The organism is Clostridium thermopalmarium DSM 5974 (assembly GCF_002995795.1).
Lineage (GTDB): Bacteria > Bacillota > Clostridia > Clostridiales > Clostridiaceae > Clostridium_H > Clostridium_H thermopalmarium.
In genome coordinates this window covers 1-16,148 of sequence record NZ_PVXN01000013.1, presented here as the reverse complement: position 1 = coordinate 16,148, position 16,148 = coordinate 1, and the positions used below count along the sequence as shown (strand labels likewise).

Here is a 16,148-nt window from a genome sequence, read left to right as displayed (position 1 = left end):
GGCACGCCGCCAGCGTTCGTCCTGAGCCAGGATCAAACTCTCATATTAAAAGTTTAATCTACTCATAAGTCATTGACTGGCTTTTATTTACCTTAATTCTGTTTAATTTTCAAAGACCAAATCTTTTCTTTTTCGCCGTCATCTGACAGCTCATTTAGTATATCATTTTAAAACTTCCTTGTCAACACTCTTTTTAAACTTTTTCACTAAGAATTTAAACTAGAGTGCTCGATTTAGTTTTGAACTAGCAAAACATCATCTACTGTCAACTGTTTATTTACAATTACTTTATCCTGTTTTTCACAATGACATGGATTATCTTATCAAAATTAATCTTATTATGTCGCTCATTATTTATTATTGTATGAATTTATCACAATATTACTCTATATTTTTAACTAATGCTACATTTTTTATATAATGATACTCTTGGCGAAGTATACGATATATAAGAAAAATGCGTAACTTTTTTAAGTGGAGATACTAAGACGCTGAGTTTAGCTGATGTTGATAATCTCTCTATTTGACGAAATTATTCTTATATCCATACTCGTATTCTTCCCTTTAATATAAATTTTAAAAGGCTGTTTTTCTATAAATATCCACTTTAACTACTGGTCCTATTTTCTCCACTTCTAAACTTCCTAAACTCCTCCATCTGTGCCTATAGGTGCGCCTTCACTTCTCCACTTATTGGTAAATTTCCAAACAAAAATCATACCTGCTATTATAACTATACTAGTTAAAATTCCTCCCTCTGGTCCAAAGGCTCCCCCTGTAAAAATATTTTCTTTAATACTTTTGATTATATATATTCCACTTTGCTGTGTCTGACCACTTACCGGAAATCCAAATATATTTCCCTGAAAATAGTTCCATGTGAAATGATAACCTATAGGCATCCAAAGGCTTTTCGTTCTAATATACATGAAAGAAAACAAAAGTCCTACTAAAAATATGTTTAATATGCCTACTAATTTTGCATTAGGATTTGCAATATGCATAACTGCAAAAATAGCAGATGACATTACAACTGATAACCATGGCTTTTCCATTTGGTTTAAAATATTTAATATGTATCCTCTGCAAATCGTCTCCTCACTAATAGCTACTAGAATAAATAAAGGAATTCCTATTAAAATACTGCTTGAAAAATTGGGTTTTATTAAAGAATTAGATAAAACTATATTATTTGAAACCAATAATAGAATGAATACTATTGTCATAGATACGGCTCCTAATATTAGTCCACATAGTAATTCAAATCTATTTTCACTTATTGAATTGAAGCCTATATCTTTTAAGCCCTTATTATCTAATACCTTTAATAATATAAATATAACTATGAATATTGTCATTGTATCCACTAATTTACTTAAAGTTAACCCAATCTGATTACTTATTAGATAATTTTGAGCTTGTAGATATCCTTTTATTCCTGGTGCGGCTTTAATAACTTTTATTCTAACAAATTCTATCAATATATTCATAAACAAAGTTGTAAATATTGAATATACCAGTATGAATATTATTAATTTAAAACCCAATCTTATTTTATTATCCTTATTTACAAATACCTTACCCAAATTATCCCCCCTATTTCTTTTAGGTATTCTATATTTATTTTACAATATTGAAAAACTTTGTTAAACAAAAAATTAAGAGAACTTACTAGTACACAGCAAGTTCTCTTAAATAAATTTTTTATAAATCTATCTTATTATCTATAAGGTATCCTGTTGATAAAAATAGTCCTATATATATTATAATATTATAGATTATTGATGCTATATTTACATGAATATATCCATTCGTAGTTGTTACCATTCCCCCACCAACTTGATTCCCTTGTAAAAAATCTACTTTTAAATTGAAAGTTTGAGGAAATAACTTTATTACATAATATTCTATATAAAATATGGCTGCAGTTAATGCAATAAATACGATAAATCCTATAAATCCGCTCATTTTCCTTGTTCTTAATGCTACCCTTGTTAAAGTTATAGAAAAATAAATCATTAAAAGTATCATTATTAAATTAATCAAACTAAATAATACTGACACTAAAATAACTGCTTTTATATTTATATACATATTTATTTCATCTATAACAGACTTACCTGCATAATATCCTACAAAAATTCCAGCAAATATTAATATCACAAGTGCAGCTCCAGCAAACCAAATTAATGCTGATATGATTTTTGATGCTACTATTTTATTACCGCTTATAGGCAATGTAAAGGTCAGATATGCCCTGTCTTCATACATCTCATTTTTGAAAGATCTTACTACAAATACTAAAACTAATAAAAATAGTGCCATAGTTATTAGTGAAAATAATGCGATTATAGCTCCTGAATTCCAAACATTAACTCTTGTCAAAAGTAATATATTCAATAAAGCTGTAATGATAAATGTTCCTAAAAATATTTTATAATTTCCTTTAAGTTCATATTTTATAAGTTTACCCATTATTGAAATACCTCCTTAAACAACTCATTAATAGACTTTTGCTTTTCAAATCTCAAGTCCTCTGCACTTCCTGATAGAACTATTTCTCCATTCTTTATAAAAGCTACATCATCAAATACCCTCTCAATATCTTTTACAAGATGAGTTGTTATAATCATTGAGCTTTCTTCATTGTAATTTTGTATGATTGCATCTAATATCTTCTCTCTAGCAACTGGATCAACACCAGCTAAAGGTTCATCTAAAATATATAGTTTAGCTCTTCTTGATAGTACTAATGAGAGATTTAACTTTTCCATCATACCTTTTGATAAAGCCGTTACTTTTAAATCCTTATCTAAATCCATAAACTTCAAAAGTTCTTCACATCTATTTTCATCAAAATCACTATAAAAATCCTTAAAAAATTCTACTGCATCCTTTATCTTCATCCATTTATATAGGTGATTTCTATCTGGAAGGTAAGATATAATCTTCTTTGTTTCAACTCCTACTTTCTTCCCATCTATTAAGATGCTTCCTTTTGATTGTCTTAGAATTCCCACAGCTATTTTTATAAGGGTGGTTTTTCCACTTCCATTTGGCCCTAATAATCCTAGAATTTTTCCTTTTTCTAAAGATAAATCTACATTCTTTAAAGCCTTTTTATTCAAATAACTTTTAGATAAACCCTTTGTCTCTAATATAAGATTCATTATTGTTCCTCCTTTAACTTCTTAGACACCAAATTTAATATTTCATCATTGCTAAATCCTAAATGTTTCATTCCTTGTATAAAACTTTCCATTACTTCCTTTGCTGTATCCTGTCTCAAGTTATATATCGCACTCTCATCTTCAGTCACAAAGGTTCCCATCCCCCTTTGAGTGTATGCTAAACCTTCTCTCTCAAGTTCCTTATATACTCTCTGAATTGTATTTGGATTAACCTTTAATTCTGTTGATAATTCTCTTACTGAAGCCAATCTATCTCCTCCCTTTAATTCTCCCGAAACTATTTGCTTCTTTATCATATTCATTATCTGAAGGTAAATAGGCGTTTTGTCGTTAAATACTATCTCCATGTCACACCTCCCATTAAGCGCTGCTCTTTTATTCTTAAATGTTTTATCGTCTTAGTGTACTATTATTATAATACACTAACACGCACTATGTCAATAAAATTTAATTTATTTTAGGAATTCTCTTTGATGACTTTAAATCATTATACAAAGAAGGCTGGATAAAATAAAAAAAGCTTTAAAAACATTATGGCTTTTAAAGCTTCAAGCTGTTGATAAAATATTCTATCAACAGCCTTTTTACACTTATTACACAAATAATTTTCATGTTTGTGTAGAATTAATAAATATAAAGATTTTTACATAATCACCTTTTGTCTTCATACTGTTTTGCCTTAATAACAATTTCTGATCCTACTTTAATATCAGGTATTGACTTTTTTTCTACGTATAAGGTGCCTGGCATTATATCATCTACTTGTCCTCTAAAATCAATTGTTATGTGACCCAAATCTCTTAGATTCTTATTTACTTGATTACCAACTTCTATGATATTATACTCAATATCATTAATTGATAAAACGTCTCCAATTTCTATAGAATCTTGTAATGGTTTTCTATCAATTATAAAACAATAAGGTCTTAATTCAGGTGGAGCTTCTGATCCAAATAACACTATCATACCACTGCTTATAAATTCACTGCTATCTTTACCAACTTCCCTTACCTTTGTAGAATAAATCATAATTCTGTCCTCCTTTATCCATTATAACTTATTGATAAAGTCCAAAACTTGCTAACCAAGCTATAAATACTCTAGGAACTCCATTTAAGAATCTTGAATATAACACTGATGGAACACCTACTTGAACCGTCTCAGGATCTGCTTCTGCAAGACCAAGTCCAACCGGTATGAAGTCACACGCATTTTGTGTATTAATTGCAAATAATGCCGGTAAAGCTAAATTTGGAGCAATGTTTCCTTTTCCAATTTCTACTCCTATAAGTGTTCCTATTATTTGAGCTATAACTGCACCTGGTCCTAGTAGTGGAGATAAAATTGGAATAGAGCATATAAAGCCAATAAGCATTAATCCCCACACACTTCCAGCTAAAGGCGCCATAACTTTTGCAAAAACATTACCAATTCCACTACCTTGAATAATACCTATAAGCATTGAAACAAATCCCATGAAAGGTAGTATTGTATTTAATACTGTTTGAACTGCTTCTCTTGAAGATTGAAGTAGTATTGCAATAATCTTACCTGCTCCCATACCGAATTTAGCAATAATGCTACCTTTTTCAGCATTTTGAGATGTTAGTTTTTTATCTGTAGAATATCTTGTTTCTTCTTTTTCTGTACTTGCTGCTACAGGTATAGCTTCCACAGCTTTTTCATCAGTTAATGAAATTTGATCTACACCTACATTAGATACATATATATCCTCAGTTATATACTTTGCTAGTGGCCCTGATTTTCCTGTTGCTATAATATTAACTGTAGGAATTCCTTTTTGTGGATAAATTCCACATCTTAATGTACCACCACAATCAATAATTGCAAGGGCTATCTCATTATCAGGAACTGAAGTCTTAAAACCATTTATTGGTTTCATTCCTGTAAGTTCAGCTATTTTATCTACAATAGCAGGTTTTTCTCCCCCGCCTACAATATATATAAATTTATTTTTTTTCTCAGTAGGTGTTATAATTAAAGGCCCCCCCCATCCACCTTTACCTTTTTCTATCCTAATACTTCTATAGTTAGCCACTTGAATACCCTCCTCATATTTTAATTTCTTAAAATAATATATATCTATTCTTCTATTAGGGTTTTGCTTAAAGTAATACCTGTCTTTTGGCACACATATGCTGTTGTAAAGTCTGTTACATATGCACCAACAGCGTTAAGAACAAGTCCTACAATCATATATCTTACCGCTAATGGAACAGTGCTTAATCCAAGGCTTTCAATACCTGATGCTATTCCTAGGTAAACGAAAAGTTCTCCTGGATTGATATGTGGAAAAATACCATTACTTGTATGACAAAACTGCGCTATTGCTGCATAATAACTTGGTTTATAAAACTCTGGTAAAAATTTACCTAAAGTAAATGATGCAGGGTTACCTAGCATAAATGCTGCAATAAAAGGTAAAATCATATATCTCATTATAGAATACTTTGATGCCCACTGTGCAAATTTATTTACATTATTTTCACCGATTAAATTGACCACAGTATTCATAAATATCATTAATAGAAATACTAGGGGAATTATATTTGCCATCCAGCTTACAAAGGTATCTGCTCCAGTTTTAAATAATCCTATGAACACTTCAGCAATTTTAATAAAACCACCCATGCTACACACTCCTTTATAATAATTATTTTAGCTAGCTGTAAGATCAGACAAGCATTGACTTGCCTGACCTTTTAGTCATTAATATTTTATACATTCTCTATTTCAAAAGCTTTCCAAGGAATATCTACAGTAGCACCATTAGTTATAATATCGTGTATATGCATAAGAAGCGGGAAATCCTCTAAACTAACAAGACCTCTTTCTGCCATACGACGAACACAGTTTCCAGTACGAGTTGCAATTACAATTGACTCTAAGGTAACTCCTTCTAATTTTTCCTTAGCTTCTTTAAATGTTAACCCTTGCCCAAGTAATATTCCAAGTCTACGAGTTCTTCCTCCAAATATAGTTACATAAAGATCTCCAGCTCCATAAATTATATTTTCTTCACCGCCTCCTACCAATCTTAGAAGGTGACGCATTTCTTTTACACTTTGACCAAAAAGTGCTGCTTGAGAATTGTAATGCTCTTTTCCATTTCCATCAGGGCCTATTGCTAGTCCAATAGCCAATGATACTCCTAAAGCATAAGCATTCTTAAGAGCTACTGCACATTCTACTCCTACTACATCTGTTGATAAGCTAACATGATAATAAGAAGTTTGAAATAAACTCTTTAACTTACGAAGTATGTTTATATCATCTCCACAAAAGACAACCGCTGAATTATCTTTATCAGCTAACTCATAACTAGTACATGGTCCACCTATAGCATTGATAGAAAGTTTTTTTCCTTTAGGAAGTTTGCTAGTAAAATACTGAGGGTATGTAATCATACTCCCATCTTCCATTTCTATCATTCCTTTTGTTACTGAAAGGATAGGAACATTTTCTGGTATAAGCCCTAAAATATTATCTGCAAACCAGTCAACTCCAAAACTACTTACTCCACAAAGTACAAAATCCGTATCTTGTAAAGCTTTATATACATCCTCAATTTGGTAGTACTCAATACCTTCCTTTGGCAATTGGCGTTTTAATGTAGGATGAAATCCTGTAGTACTTGCTGTTTTGATAATATCTCTGTCCAATGGTGTACCTACAAGACGTACTTTATTCCCATTTTCTACAGCTGGAAAAGTTAATGCTGAAGCCATTTGTCCGGCTCCTATAAAAGTTATAATACTCATAAAAATTCCACTCCTTAATATATATTATTACCAAAGTTTGACTCTACTCAAACTTAGATATCAGTGAACAAGTTTATCATATAACTGACCAAATGGTGTTTTCTTTTCAGAGATGCTTTTCCCACTCATAAAAGCATTATAGTTTTCTACAGCATTCATTACTGCTTTACGAGTAATTTTTAGCTCATTTTTCATTTCACTGTCTTCTAATGTTATTTCACTAATCTTTCTTCCATTAAATTTATTAAAATCACGGAACTTTGCTAAAACAGTAGTTCCTTGCATTTTTTTTCCGTATCTTATTCTTCCAAAGTCATCAAGGGCAAATAATATAATTGTACCTGACTGTATCTTACCAGGACATTTCCCAATAGCCACTTTACCTTCTCGTCTCATTTTTTCATATTCCTTACTAAAATGCTTAATCTGCTTAAATGCTAAATAGCTTTGCAATGCAAAAGCTCCTAACACTATTAGGCTAAATAGAACCATAAATTCAAATTTCATGCTAAAAGTTTCCTTTCATTTAAAGTGTATAAGTCCTCAAGTGAATTAACATATTGAAGATTATTAACTAATTCTTTTTTACTAATAATAGTAAATATTTGATCGTAGATTTTCATCAAAGAATCTTCTTGCTGACTATTCATATTTTCAGGTATAACTAAGAAGAAAATAATTTTTAAACTATCTGTAATAGGTTTTATAATTCCTAAGGTTAAACTTAACTTATCAATTACCTTATCTGTTAAATGTGGAAATGCAACTCCATTTTCATAAATCATAGAACTTTGTTTGTCCTTTTCTTCGAAGACCTGATAAATATTATTGGAAACACACCCCTCTTCAACTAGACGATTTGTAATTATCTTAACATTATTCCTATAACCATTTTCAGCATCTAAATGCATTACTTTAAAATCTACTATTTTACTTATATCTTCAATAAAACTAAACTCTTTATTTCCAATTTCATTTATTTTCCTAGTTAGATATGTGTAATCAATTATTCCATTTATATAAATAACTGGCATGTGTACATCAGTAATTATATTTTCTGTACTAAACAATATCCCATACTCTGAAGTATCTTTTGTTACTAAATCAGAAACTGTTAAGAAATCAATTTGTGAATTTGTTCCTAGTATTTCTTGAAGTTGCCTTCGGATTAATTCAAATACTCCTCTACCTCCATTAGTTGCCACAGCAACTTTTTTTATAGTTTTGTTTTTCTCATGATTTGACTTTCTTTCATCAAGAATTAAAGCAAAATATACTGCAAGATAACTTACATCAACCATAGTTCCAACTAAACGATATTGCTCATAAAGAACATTCATTGACATCTTGGCTAACTCAAAAGCTAGTGGAAAACGGATTTTTATTTGATTAGAAAAAATATCTTTTACTGGAATCTTAAAAGTTAGCCGATTAATAAGAAACAATAGATGATATTTTACTTGGTTGAAAAAGTCATATTCATCAATATGAATCATAAACTTTTCCTCTACACTCTTGAGCATCTGACTTACAATATCAAATAGTAATTCTTCGTTTTGAGAATTATTCATTGCATTAATGTGGGATGAGTTTCTTATATTAATAGGAAATGATATAAAATCTATTTCTTCACTACTAAACTTGATTTTAAATATCCTTTCCACTTTTTTGATAAAATTATTTAACACTTCACTATTACTCTCAAAATTCTTATACATTGGAATTCTAAAATTTAAATGATTTCCTCCCTTAATTCTGCAAATACTTACCACTATTGTCTTGTAAAGAAGATATTCTGTAGAACTATCTATCTTATAGTAATTAGCCAATGATTCAATTAGCTTCATAAATTTATTATTTAATAGAATATCACTTGGGAAATAATCAAAAACTTCATAAATTAACACTAATCTTTTGCTAAATTCATTGCTATTGAACTTAATTCCTTTATTAGGTACCCCTACTATTTCAGCATTATACTTTTTTAGCAAACTCTTAGCCTTTCTCAAATCATTATTCACTGTACCTCTACTTACATTCATATAATCTGATAGGTCTAATATATTAAGATAAGTTCCCTTATTAATAAGTTCATTGAACAAATATGCAATCCTACACCGAAAATCATTGAAATCATGTGTATTTCTCATATATAAATTTTTATAAAACTTATCTTTATCATAAAAACTGAGCATTATTTTGTTTTCATTCTTTGCTATGTCAATCTTAAGTTCATTTTTATACATATTATTAAGTTCTCTCACATAGTTCCATACTTCATCTTTTGAACCTACTTCTCCAATGATTCCTTCCATAGGCAAGTTATTCTTTAAGAGCAATAAATTCAGCAGTATATTTCTATTTGCATAACTTAACACAAATACACCCCCACAATTAACCTCTTGACTTACCTCCAGTAATATTTATTGTCGTTCCAGTAATATAAGCAGATTTATCAGAAGCTAAAAAACTAACAAGGTATGCAATCTCGTCTAACTTACCTACACGACCTAATGGAATACTTTTCTCATAGCCGATATCAACTTGATCTACGCTTATATTTCTTGTATATGCTAAAGCTTTCTTATATTCAGGAGTAGTAAGTCCGGTCCTTTCATTAATACCAGGTGCTACGCCAACTACTCTAATTCCCCATTTCCCAAGCTCTTTTGCCCATGATCTTGTATATGAGTTTACTGCACCCTTTGTAGCAGAATATAGACTTTGTCCAATAGATCCTTCCATTCCTGATTCAGAAGAAATATTAATGATTACTCCTTTAGTCTTCTTTGCAAGCATATCTCTAACTACAGCTTGTGTTGTAAATACCAAGCCTTTTTGGTTAACCATTGTCATCTTATTAAAAGAATCTTCATCAATTTCATATTTTCTCTCATTACTATAAAAATCGACTAGTAACCTCGGTAAGTTAATCCCTGCATTATTAACTAATACATCAATTTTTCCAAAATTCTTTACAGTTTCTTCTACCATAGCATTTATGCTATCAATTGAAGTTACATCGGTTTTAATATTATATACACCATCACCTTTTCCTGTTTCAACACTTAAATCAGCAACCACAACATTGGCACCGTTTTCTTTTAGTTCATTGGCAATGTGCAATCCAATACCTGAGTTTCCTCCAGTTACAATTACTGTTTTACCGCTGAGATTTAGCCAATTACTTTTCATATTGTCAACCTCCTTTTTCCTTTTATCTAAATTATAACATTTAAAGAAATAATAATTAATACAAGTATAAATTTGCATTTAATGCAATAAAATTGTACTAATCAAACTTCTATTTTGTATAATTCTATCTTTCTTTTAAGATAATAATTATATCCAAATCTGCAAGATACAAGGTTCTACGAAGTATATAATAAAATTAAATAGTGAATAAGGTGGTTTTTAAAATGAAAGAGCTAGAAGAATTAAAAGAACGAATACAAAAGGTGGTTGAAAGTTATGACTCTGAAGAGATAGGCGGCTGGATAACTGGAAGCGGTCCAATTCCTTGTGATATTTTATTTGTAGGCGAAGCACCTGGTAAGAATGAGGTTGAACAAGGAAAACCATTTGTCGGCATGGCGGGAAAAACATTTGAATCCTATCTTCAATCTATTGGGCTAAGTCGAGATAATGTAAGGATAACTAACACCTGCTTCTTTCGTCCTATAAAAAAGAAAGTAGGAAAGACAGGAAAAGTTACTATAAGTAATAGGCCGCCTAAAGTTTCTGAAGTTGAATTGTTTAGAGAAATTTTAGATGATGAAATAGCTTTAGTTAATCCCAGAATAATTGTGACTCTCGGCAATATTCCTCTTAAAAGACTTACTAAATTTAAAAGCATAGGTGAGTGTCATGGCGATCTTTATTTTAATGAGGAGCTTAAAAGATATGTATTTCCAATGTATCATCCTTCTTCTTTGACTTATAATAGAAGTGATGATTTCAAATCATTATACGAAAAAGATTGGGTAAAATTAAAAGAAGCTTTAAAAACATTATAGCTTTTAAAGCTTTTTTATAATTCCATATATTAAATCTATTGTACCATTAATATCTTTAAAAGACATCATCTCTCCAGAAGTATACATATATCTACAAGGTATTTGTATAACTCCTGTCTTAATTCCTCCAACTTCTTTATGTATAAGTCCTCCTTCATTTTTATTATCTCCTATAATATACTGAAGATTAATGTTTAAATTATCTGCTGTATCTTGTATAAGTTTTTTTATATCATCATGTATAATTAAGCTCTTATCATATATACATACAGCTGGACCCATTTCAAGTTTTAATGTATAGCTACCTCCAATATAATCTCCAGCTTCTATGCTATCTAATGCTATGGCTATACTTGGTTTTATCTCTGAGGCAGCAGCTCTTGCCCCTCTAAACCCGCTTTCCATTTGAGATGTAAAAACGAAATAAAATTCCTTATTTAAGCTTTGTATATTCTTAAATCTTCTTATAACTTTAAGAAGGGCATAGCAAGCTAATTTACTGTGCAAATTAGGGGCTACAATCCTATTATGGCTTATAAAGCCTTGGCCTGTAACCTCGCCTAAATCTCCTTCTTTTATTCTCTTACTTGCTACTTCTTTATTTGAAATTCCAACATCTATAAATAAATCATCTCGTGATGGATTAGCCTTTGATGCATCTATTCTCCCTATAGTTCCATTTTCAAACTTAACAAAGCTTCTAACCAAACTCTCAGGCTTAAGCTTTCCTATTGGAGATACTCTAATAAAGCCATTGTTCTCAATCATTACAGTCATAACTCCAGCATTATCCATATGAGTGCAAATCATTATTTTCTCGCTGCCTTTGCCTAACTTTATAATTAAATTTCCAATAGTATCTTCTACAACTTCAATGTTTATATTATTATGTATTTTTATATCTTCTATTTCCTCTTTTATTACATTTCTCATATATATTTCTTTGCTGCTTACCCCAAAAGTTTTAATTAGAGTTTCCATCAACTTATCCATAACATTATCGCCCTCTTTATGTATTAGCCTAGTTATTTTTATCTACTATCTTTAGCACATAAAAAATTATGAATGATATTACAAGCACTATAGTAAATGCAAAGAATATTTTATCTCCTATGTTTTTTAAAAAATATGCTACAATTCCTCCAATTAAAGATAATATCCCAATTAAAATATTATATATCCCTATACCTTTACTCATAGATACACCTTTCTTTTTAGCCATCAGAAGACCTAATATTAACAAGTAGATTCCACTGCATATCATAAATATCATTTTCCACTTCTCCAAAATAATCCCCCCTATGCGTTATTCTATTATTTTATCACTTATCATATTCTAATCTAATATATTATAAAGATTTTAAATATTCTCTAGTTAATTTTATTGTATTTTCATAGTCATTTAAACTACAAACACTTACAGCTGAATGTATATATCTACATGGAACTGAAATTGTTACTACTTTTGTACTGCTTCCACTCATTACATAGGCTCCTCCATCATTATTTCCTGCAGTGGACTTTCTAATCTGATATGGTATAGAATTATTTACTGCAATATGCTTTATTTCTTCAATAATATTATAATCAAATACACAGCTAACATCCATTACTGATATAGCTGGCCCTTCTCCTAGCTTTGTTACCTTTAATCTTTCTTCTACATTAGGAGCATCAGCACATATGGTTCCTTCAAGAATCAGTACTAAATCTGGCTTTATGTTATATGCTGGAATATAGGCCCCCCTATTTTCATTTTCCTCTTGAACAGAAAATACTCCATATAAATCGCAGTTATAGTTTTCTTTTAAAATCTCAATTAAAACACCACAGCCAACTCTATCGTCTAGTGCCTTTCCTTTTATTAAACCCTCTCCAAACGACTCAAACTTTGTAGTAAAGGATGCATACTCACCTAATGGAACAATTTCTTTTGCTTCTTTCTTAGAACTGGCCCCAATATCTATGCAAAGGCTGCTAATATTAATATTTTCTTCTCTTTCTTTATTGCTTTGAAGATGTATTGGCTTTAAGCCTATTACTCCATAAATCCCCTTTCTCCCTATCTTAACTACCTTACAAGGTACGATTTTACTATCTATAACACCAAGAGGAGCAAATTTTAAAGTTCCATCTTCATTATATCCAGTAATAATAAAACCTATTTCATCCATATGAGCATCAACTACTACTCTTTTTCCATTTCCCTTTTTATGTGTTATAATATTACCCATTCTATCAACTTTAACTTCATCCACATAGGACTTTACTTCATTTTTAATAATTTCTCTTATATCACTCTCATAAGCAGAAGGAGCTGCTATGTTGCAAAGCTTCTCTAAAAGCATAAAATTTCCTCCAAATCCTTACCATTTAACTCTTTAATAAATTCAGCTATTAATCTTCCAGTATTCTTTATATCCTCTAAATTAGCCACCTCTACTCTCGTATGCATATATTTAATAGGAATGGATAAAAGCAAAGTAGGTATAGAAGATAGTGTAATTTGTATATCCCAAGCATCCGTTCCTGTGTTCCCTGGCTCTACTTCTACTCCATATGGAATTTTGTACTTTCTACCTATATCCATAATCCTTCTATTAAGCTCAGGATGTAAATTAGGTCCTACACATATAATTGGTCCATTTCCCAAGATATTTTCCCTTTCTTTATCTCCCATAGGTCCACTGTCAAAGGTAGTATCTATAACAATGCCTATATCAGGATTTAGATTATAGCTAACCATCTTTGCCCCTCTATGACCTACTTCTTCTTGGCATGAACATACAAAATATATATCCAAATCGCTACTAAAATTGTTAAGTTCCTTTGCACACTCATACATAGCTGTAATCCCTGCTCTATTATCGATGGATTTACAAGAAAGGTTATTGTTTAAAAGTTCCACAAACTCTCCTTTTAAAGTAACAAAATCTCCTACCTTAATTATCTTTTGTAAACTCTCTTTACTGTATCCAGTATCTATTAAAAGATTATCTATACTCACTCCCTTATTTTTTTCATCATTAGTCATTATATAAGATGGCTTGATACCTATAATCCCTAAAATTTTTTCTTTGCCGTGAATCACTACCTCTTGAGATACTAGTGATTTAGGATCTATACCGACACCTTTAAACTTTAAAAATCCTCCATCACATATTTCTGTAACTATTAAAAAAACCTCATCTAAATGAGCCATTATCATTACTTTTCCTTTTCCTCTGCCTTTCTTATGTATAACTATATTGTTCATATTATCTATATAAATATCTCCAAAAGGATGAAATATGTTCTTTATCATTGAATAAAGCATATCTTCTCTGCTGCTTGGGCAGTGACTCTCACACAATTCCTTTAATAACTTTACAATATCCATTTTTCTTCCTTTCTAATATTATTTAATATCTTAATCTGCTTTATAAAATATAAGCTTATTAAACATCCTATTAAGATTATTCCAAAAACTATAATAATTATTTATAAGTTATGTATATTTTTCTTAAAGACTGTACATAATGTAAATGAAAACTAAATAAAAAAAAGAGCCGCGTAACTAACTCCCCCCTGAATTACACGCGGCTTCTTTTTTTACTTTTAAATTCAATTATCTTGATATTGTTTCACTAAAGGTGTTTCAAAATAAACACTTGTACTTGGGAATGCCATGGATACCCCTTCCTTTTCTAATATATCCATGATCTTAAAGTTTATATTCTCCTTTATTTGCAGAAACTTAGAAAACTCTGCAGTATTAGTAAAACAATAAATAGCAATATCCAAACTGCTCGGTCCAAATTTATCAAAATTAACTAAAATACTTTCATTTAATATATTTTCATCTTCTAAAAGCATATTTTTAATATTTGTAATGCATCTTTGAAGCTGTTCTTTAGATGTGTCATAGGTTACTCCTATAGTAAATGCTATTCTTCTTGTATGTCTTTTAGTCCAGTTTGTAATAGTAGAATTTGCTATAGTTGAATTCGGTTCTGTAACCAATCCCTTATCTATATCTCTTATCTTAGTACTTCTGAAGTTTATATCTTCAACTACACCTTCAACATTAGCAGTTTTTATGTAATCTCCTATAGAAAACGGCTTATCTAATATGATAACTATTCCACCGAAAATATTAGCTAAAGTATCTTTTGCTGCAAGAGCAAAAGCTAGACCTCCAATCCCAAGACCAGCTATAAATCCATTTACATTATGTCCCCACTCATCTAATACAAGACTTATAGCTAAAGCGATTATAATAAATCTTATTATCTTTGATAAAAAAGGGAATACTATCTTATCTAATTTAAAATTAAACTTATCTGATAACTCTTCATAAAGCAAAGAACGTTCTGTTGTTAGATTATAAAATCCCCATGAAGCTAATATAATATTAGCAGATTTATATAAATGATTTAAGAAAGGTTCTTTTATAAGATTAAACATAAAAGCTTTTCCTAAAAACAATATTGCAAAATAAACTCCTAATACAATAAAAAAGTCCCTCACAGGCTGTTGAAAAGCTTCTACTATCTTTTTTCCTATTTCCGTTTTGCTATTTCCACTAATCTTTAATAAAAATCCTAAAATATATTTTGTAAAAATCTTTCTTAGCAATAAAAATAATAAAAATACTCCTAATGATATTGCTATATATTTAAAAGTATTTTCATTTATCCTGTTTCCTAAAAAATGCACTGTTTCAATGGTATCTTGAAAAACCTCTTGAGCTTCGTCCATAACTATCCCTCCTTACAATATATCATGCTATAATTTAACTTAATCTATTATAATATTATGCTATTATAATCTATTTTAATAAACTTTACTATTATGCTCAATAAACAAAAAGTTAACATTGTATAGAAAGCGCATGATATTATAAGTTTAGTTTAAAAGTAGTAAAGATTATGCAAAAAATAAAAAAACACTTCATTTACATGAAGTGTTTTTTGGTGATCCACCGGGGAATCGAACCCCGGACAACTTGATTAAAAGTCAAGTGCTCTACCGACTGAGCTAGTGAATCATATTACCTGGCAGCGACCTACTCTTCCACACCGTCTCCAGTGCAGTACCATCGGCACTTTGAAGCTTAACCTTCGTGTTCGGAATGGGAACGGGTGTTACCTTCAAGCTATAACCACCAGATATTATTT

Annotated in this window: 17 protein-coding genes, 1 tRNA gene and 1 rRNA gene; 1 reads left to right on the top strand and 18 read right to left on the bottom strand. The window is 30.2% G+C overall.

Going from position 1 to position 16,148, the window contains the following annotated elements; genetic code table 11:
- Positions 1 to 644 precede the first annotated feature (644 nt).
- The 11 genes from CPAL_RS04255 to CPAL_RS04205 form a co-directional block, all read right to left on the bottom strand.
- On the bottom strand, positions 645 to 1,586 hold the full coding sequence (locus CPAL_RS04255) for a CPBP family intramembrane glutamic endopeptidase (RefSeq protein WP_106024143.1): 942 nt from the start codon (positions 1,584 to 1,586) through the stop codon (positions 645 to 647).
- Between the two features lie 118 nt (positions 1,587 to 1,704).
- Positions 1,705 to 2,475, bottom strand: coding sequence for a hypothetical protein (locus tag CPAL_RS04250; RefSeq protein WP_061859206.1), 771 nt, complete (start codon positions 2,473 to 2,475; stop codon positions 1,705 to 1,707).
- A complete protein-coding gene (locus CPAL_RS04245; RefSeq protein ID WP_061859207.1) occupies positions 2,475 to 3,170 on the bottom strand; it encodes an ABC transporter ATP-binding protein in 696 nt (231 codons plus the stop codon). The genes CPAL_RS04250 and CPAL_RS04245 overlap by 1 nt, the downstream gene beginning before the upstream one ends.
- A complete protein-coding gene (locus CPAL_RS04240; RefSeq protein WP_061859208.1) occupies positions 3,170 to 3,538 on the bottom strand; it encodes a GntR family transcriptional regulator in 369 nt (122 codons plus the stop codon). Before CPAL_RS04240 ends, CPAL_RS04245 begins: the two co-directional genes overlap by 1 nt.
- A gap of 304 nt (positions 3,539 to 3,842) precedes the next feature.
- Positions 3,843 to 4,220 carry a PTS glucitol/sorbitol transporter subunit IIA gene (locus CPAL_RS04235; RefSeq protein WP_061859209.1) on the bottom strand — a complete coding sequence of 126 codons (378 nt, stop codon included), beginning with the start codon at positions 4,218 to 4,220 and terminating at the stop codon, positions 3,843 to 3,845.
- A 28-nt stretch (positions 4,221 to 4,248) separates the two neighbouring features.
- The gene (gene srlE / locus CPAL_RS04230) at positions 4,249 to 5,250 is read right to left on the bottom strand and encodes a PTS glucitol/sorbitol transporter subunit IIB (protein ID WP_061859210.1); all 1,002 of its coding nucleotides are present in this window, start codon (positions 5,248 to 5,250) and stop codon (positions 4,249 to 4,251) included.
- Between the two features lie 44 nt (positions 5,251 to 5,294).
- Entirely contained in the window at positions 5,295 to 5,843 is a 549-nt protein-coding gene (gene srlA / locus CPAL_RS04225) for a PTS glucitol/sorbitol transporter subunit IIC (protein WP_061859211.1), read from the bottom strand.
- An 86-nt stretch (positions 5,844 to 5,929) separates the two neighbouring features.
- The gene (locus tag CPAL_RS04220) at positions 5,930 to 6,973 is read right to left on the bottom strand and encodes a glycerol-3-phosphate dehydrogenase (RefSeq protein ID WP_061859212.1); all 1,044 of its coding nucleotides are present in this window, start codon (positions 6,971 to 6,973) and stop codon (positions 5,930 to 5,932) included.
- 60 nt (positions 6,974 to 7,033) lie between these two features.
- A complete protein-coding gene (locus tag CPAL_RS04215) occupies positions 7,034 to 7,480 on the bottom strand; it encodes a transcriptional regulator GutM (protein WP_106024142.1) in 447 nt (148 codons plus the stop codon).
- Positions 7,477 to 9,351, bottom strand: a complete 1,875-nt coding sequence (locus CPAL_RS04210; RefSeq protein ID WP_061859214.1) for a BglG family transcription antiterminator — start codon at positions 9,349 to 9,351, stop codon at positions 7,477 to 7,479. The genes CPAL_RS04215 and CPAL_RS04210 overlap by 4 nt, the downstream gene beginning before the upstream one ends.
- Before the next feature lie 16 nt (positions 9,352 to 9,367).
- Positions 9,368 to 10,168: an SDR family oxidoreductase gene (locus tag CPAL_RS04205; RefSeq protein WP_106024141.1), complete on the bottom strand. Its 801-nt coding sequence runs from the start codon at positions 10,166 to 10,168 to the stop codon at positions 9,368 to 9,370.
- A 224-nt stretch (positions 10,169 to 10,392) separates the two neighbouring features.
- Between CPAL_RS04205 and CPAL_RS04200 the strand changes: the two genes are divergently transcribed.
- Positions 10,393 to 10,989: a uracil-DNA glycosylase gene (locus CPAL_RS04200; protein WP_106024140.1), complete on the top strand. Its 597-nt coding sequence runs from the start codon at positions 10,393 to 10,395 to the stop codon at positions 10,987 to 10,989.
- Between the two features lie 3 nt (positions 10,990 to 10,992).
- Here CPAL_RS04200 and CPAL_RS04195 read toward each other — a convergent pair whose 3' ends face one another.
- The 7 genes from CPAL_RS04195 to rrf all read right to left on the bottom strand — a co-directional run bounded on the left by CPAL_RS04195 (position 10,993) and on the right by rrf (position 16,140).
- Positions 10,993 to 11,982, bottom strand: a complete 990-nt coding sequence (locus CPAL_RS04195) for a zinc-binding metallopeptidase family protein (RefSeq protein ID WP_061859217.1) — start codon at positions 11,980 to 11,982, stop codon at positions 10,993 to 10,995.
- 28 nt (positions 11,983 to 12,010) lie between these two features.
- Complete coding sequence (locus tag CPAL_RS04190; RefSeq protein WP_061859218.1) at positions 12,011 to 12,277, bottom strand: hypothetical protein; 267 nt, start codon at positions 12,275 to 12,277, stop codon at positions 12,011 to 12,013.
- Positions 12,278 to 12,338: 61 nt separating this feature from the next.
- The gene (locus CPAL_RS04185; protein WP_061859219.1) at positions 12,339 to 13,337 is read right to left on the bottom strand and encodes a M42 family metallopeptidase; all 999 of its coding nucleotides are present in this window, start codon (positions 13,335 to 13,337) and stop codon (positions 12,339 to 12,341) included.
- Positions 13,328 to 14,368 carry a zinc-binding metallopeptidase family protein gene (locus tag CPAL_RS04180; RefSeq protein ID WP_061859220.1) on the bottom strand — a complete coding sequence of 347 codons (1,041 nt, stop codon included), beginning with the start codon at positions 14,366 to 14,368 and terminating at the stop codon, positions 13,328 to 13,330. Before CPAL_RS04180 ends, CPAL_RS04185 begins: the two co-directional genes overlap by 10 nt.
- Before the next feature lie 224 nt (positions 14,369 to 14,592).
- Complete coding sequence (locus CPAL_RS04175; protein WP_061859221.1) at positions 14,593 to 15,729, bottom strand: mechanosensitive ion channel family protein; 1,137 nt, start codon at positions 15,727 to 15,729, stop codon at positions 14,593 to 14,595.
- A 213-nt stretch (positions 15,730 to 15,942) separates the two neighbouring features.
- Positions 15,943 to 16,018, bottom strand: a tRNA-Lys gene (locus tag CPAL_RS04170).
- Between the two features lie 5 nt (positions 16,019 to 16,023).
- Positions 16,024 to 16,140: ribosomal RNA gene (rrf, locus tag CPAL_RS04165) — 5S ribosomal RNA — on the bottom strand.
- Positions 16,141 to 16,148 lie beyond the last annotated feature (8 nt).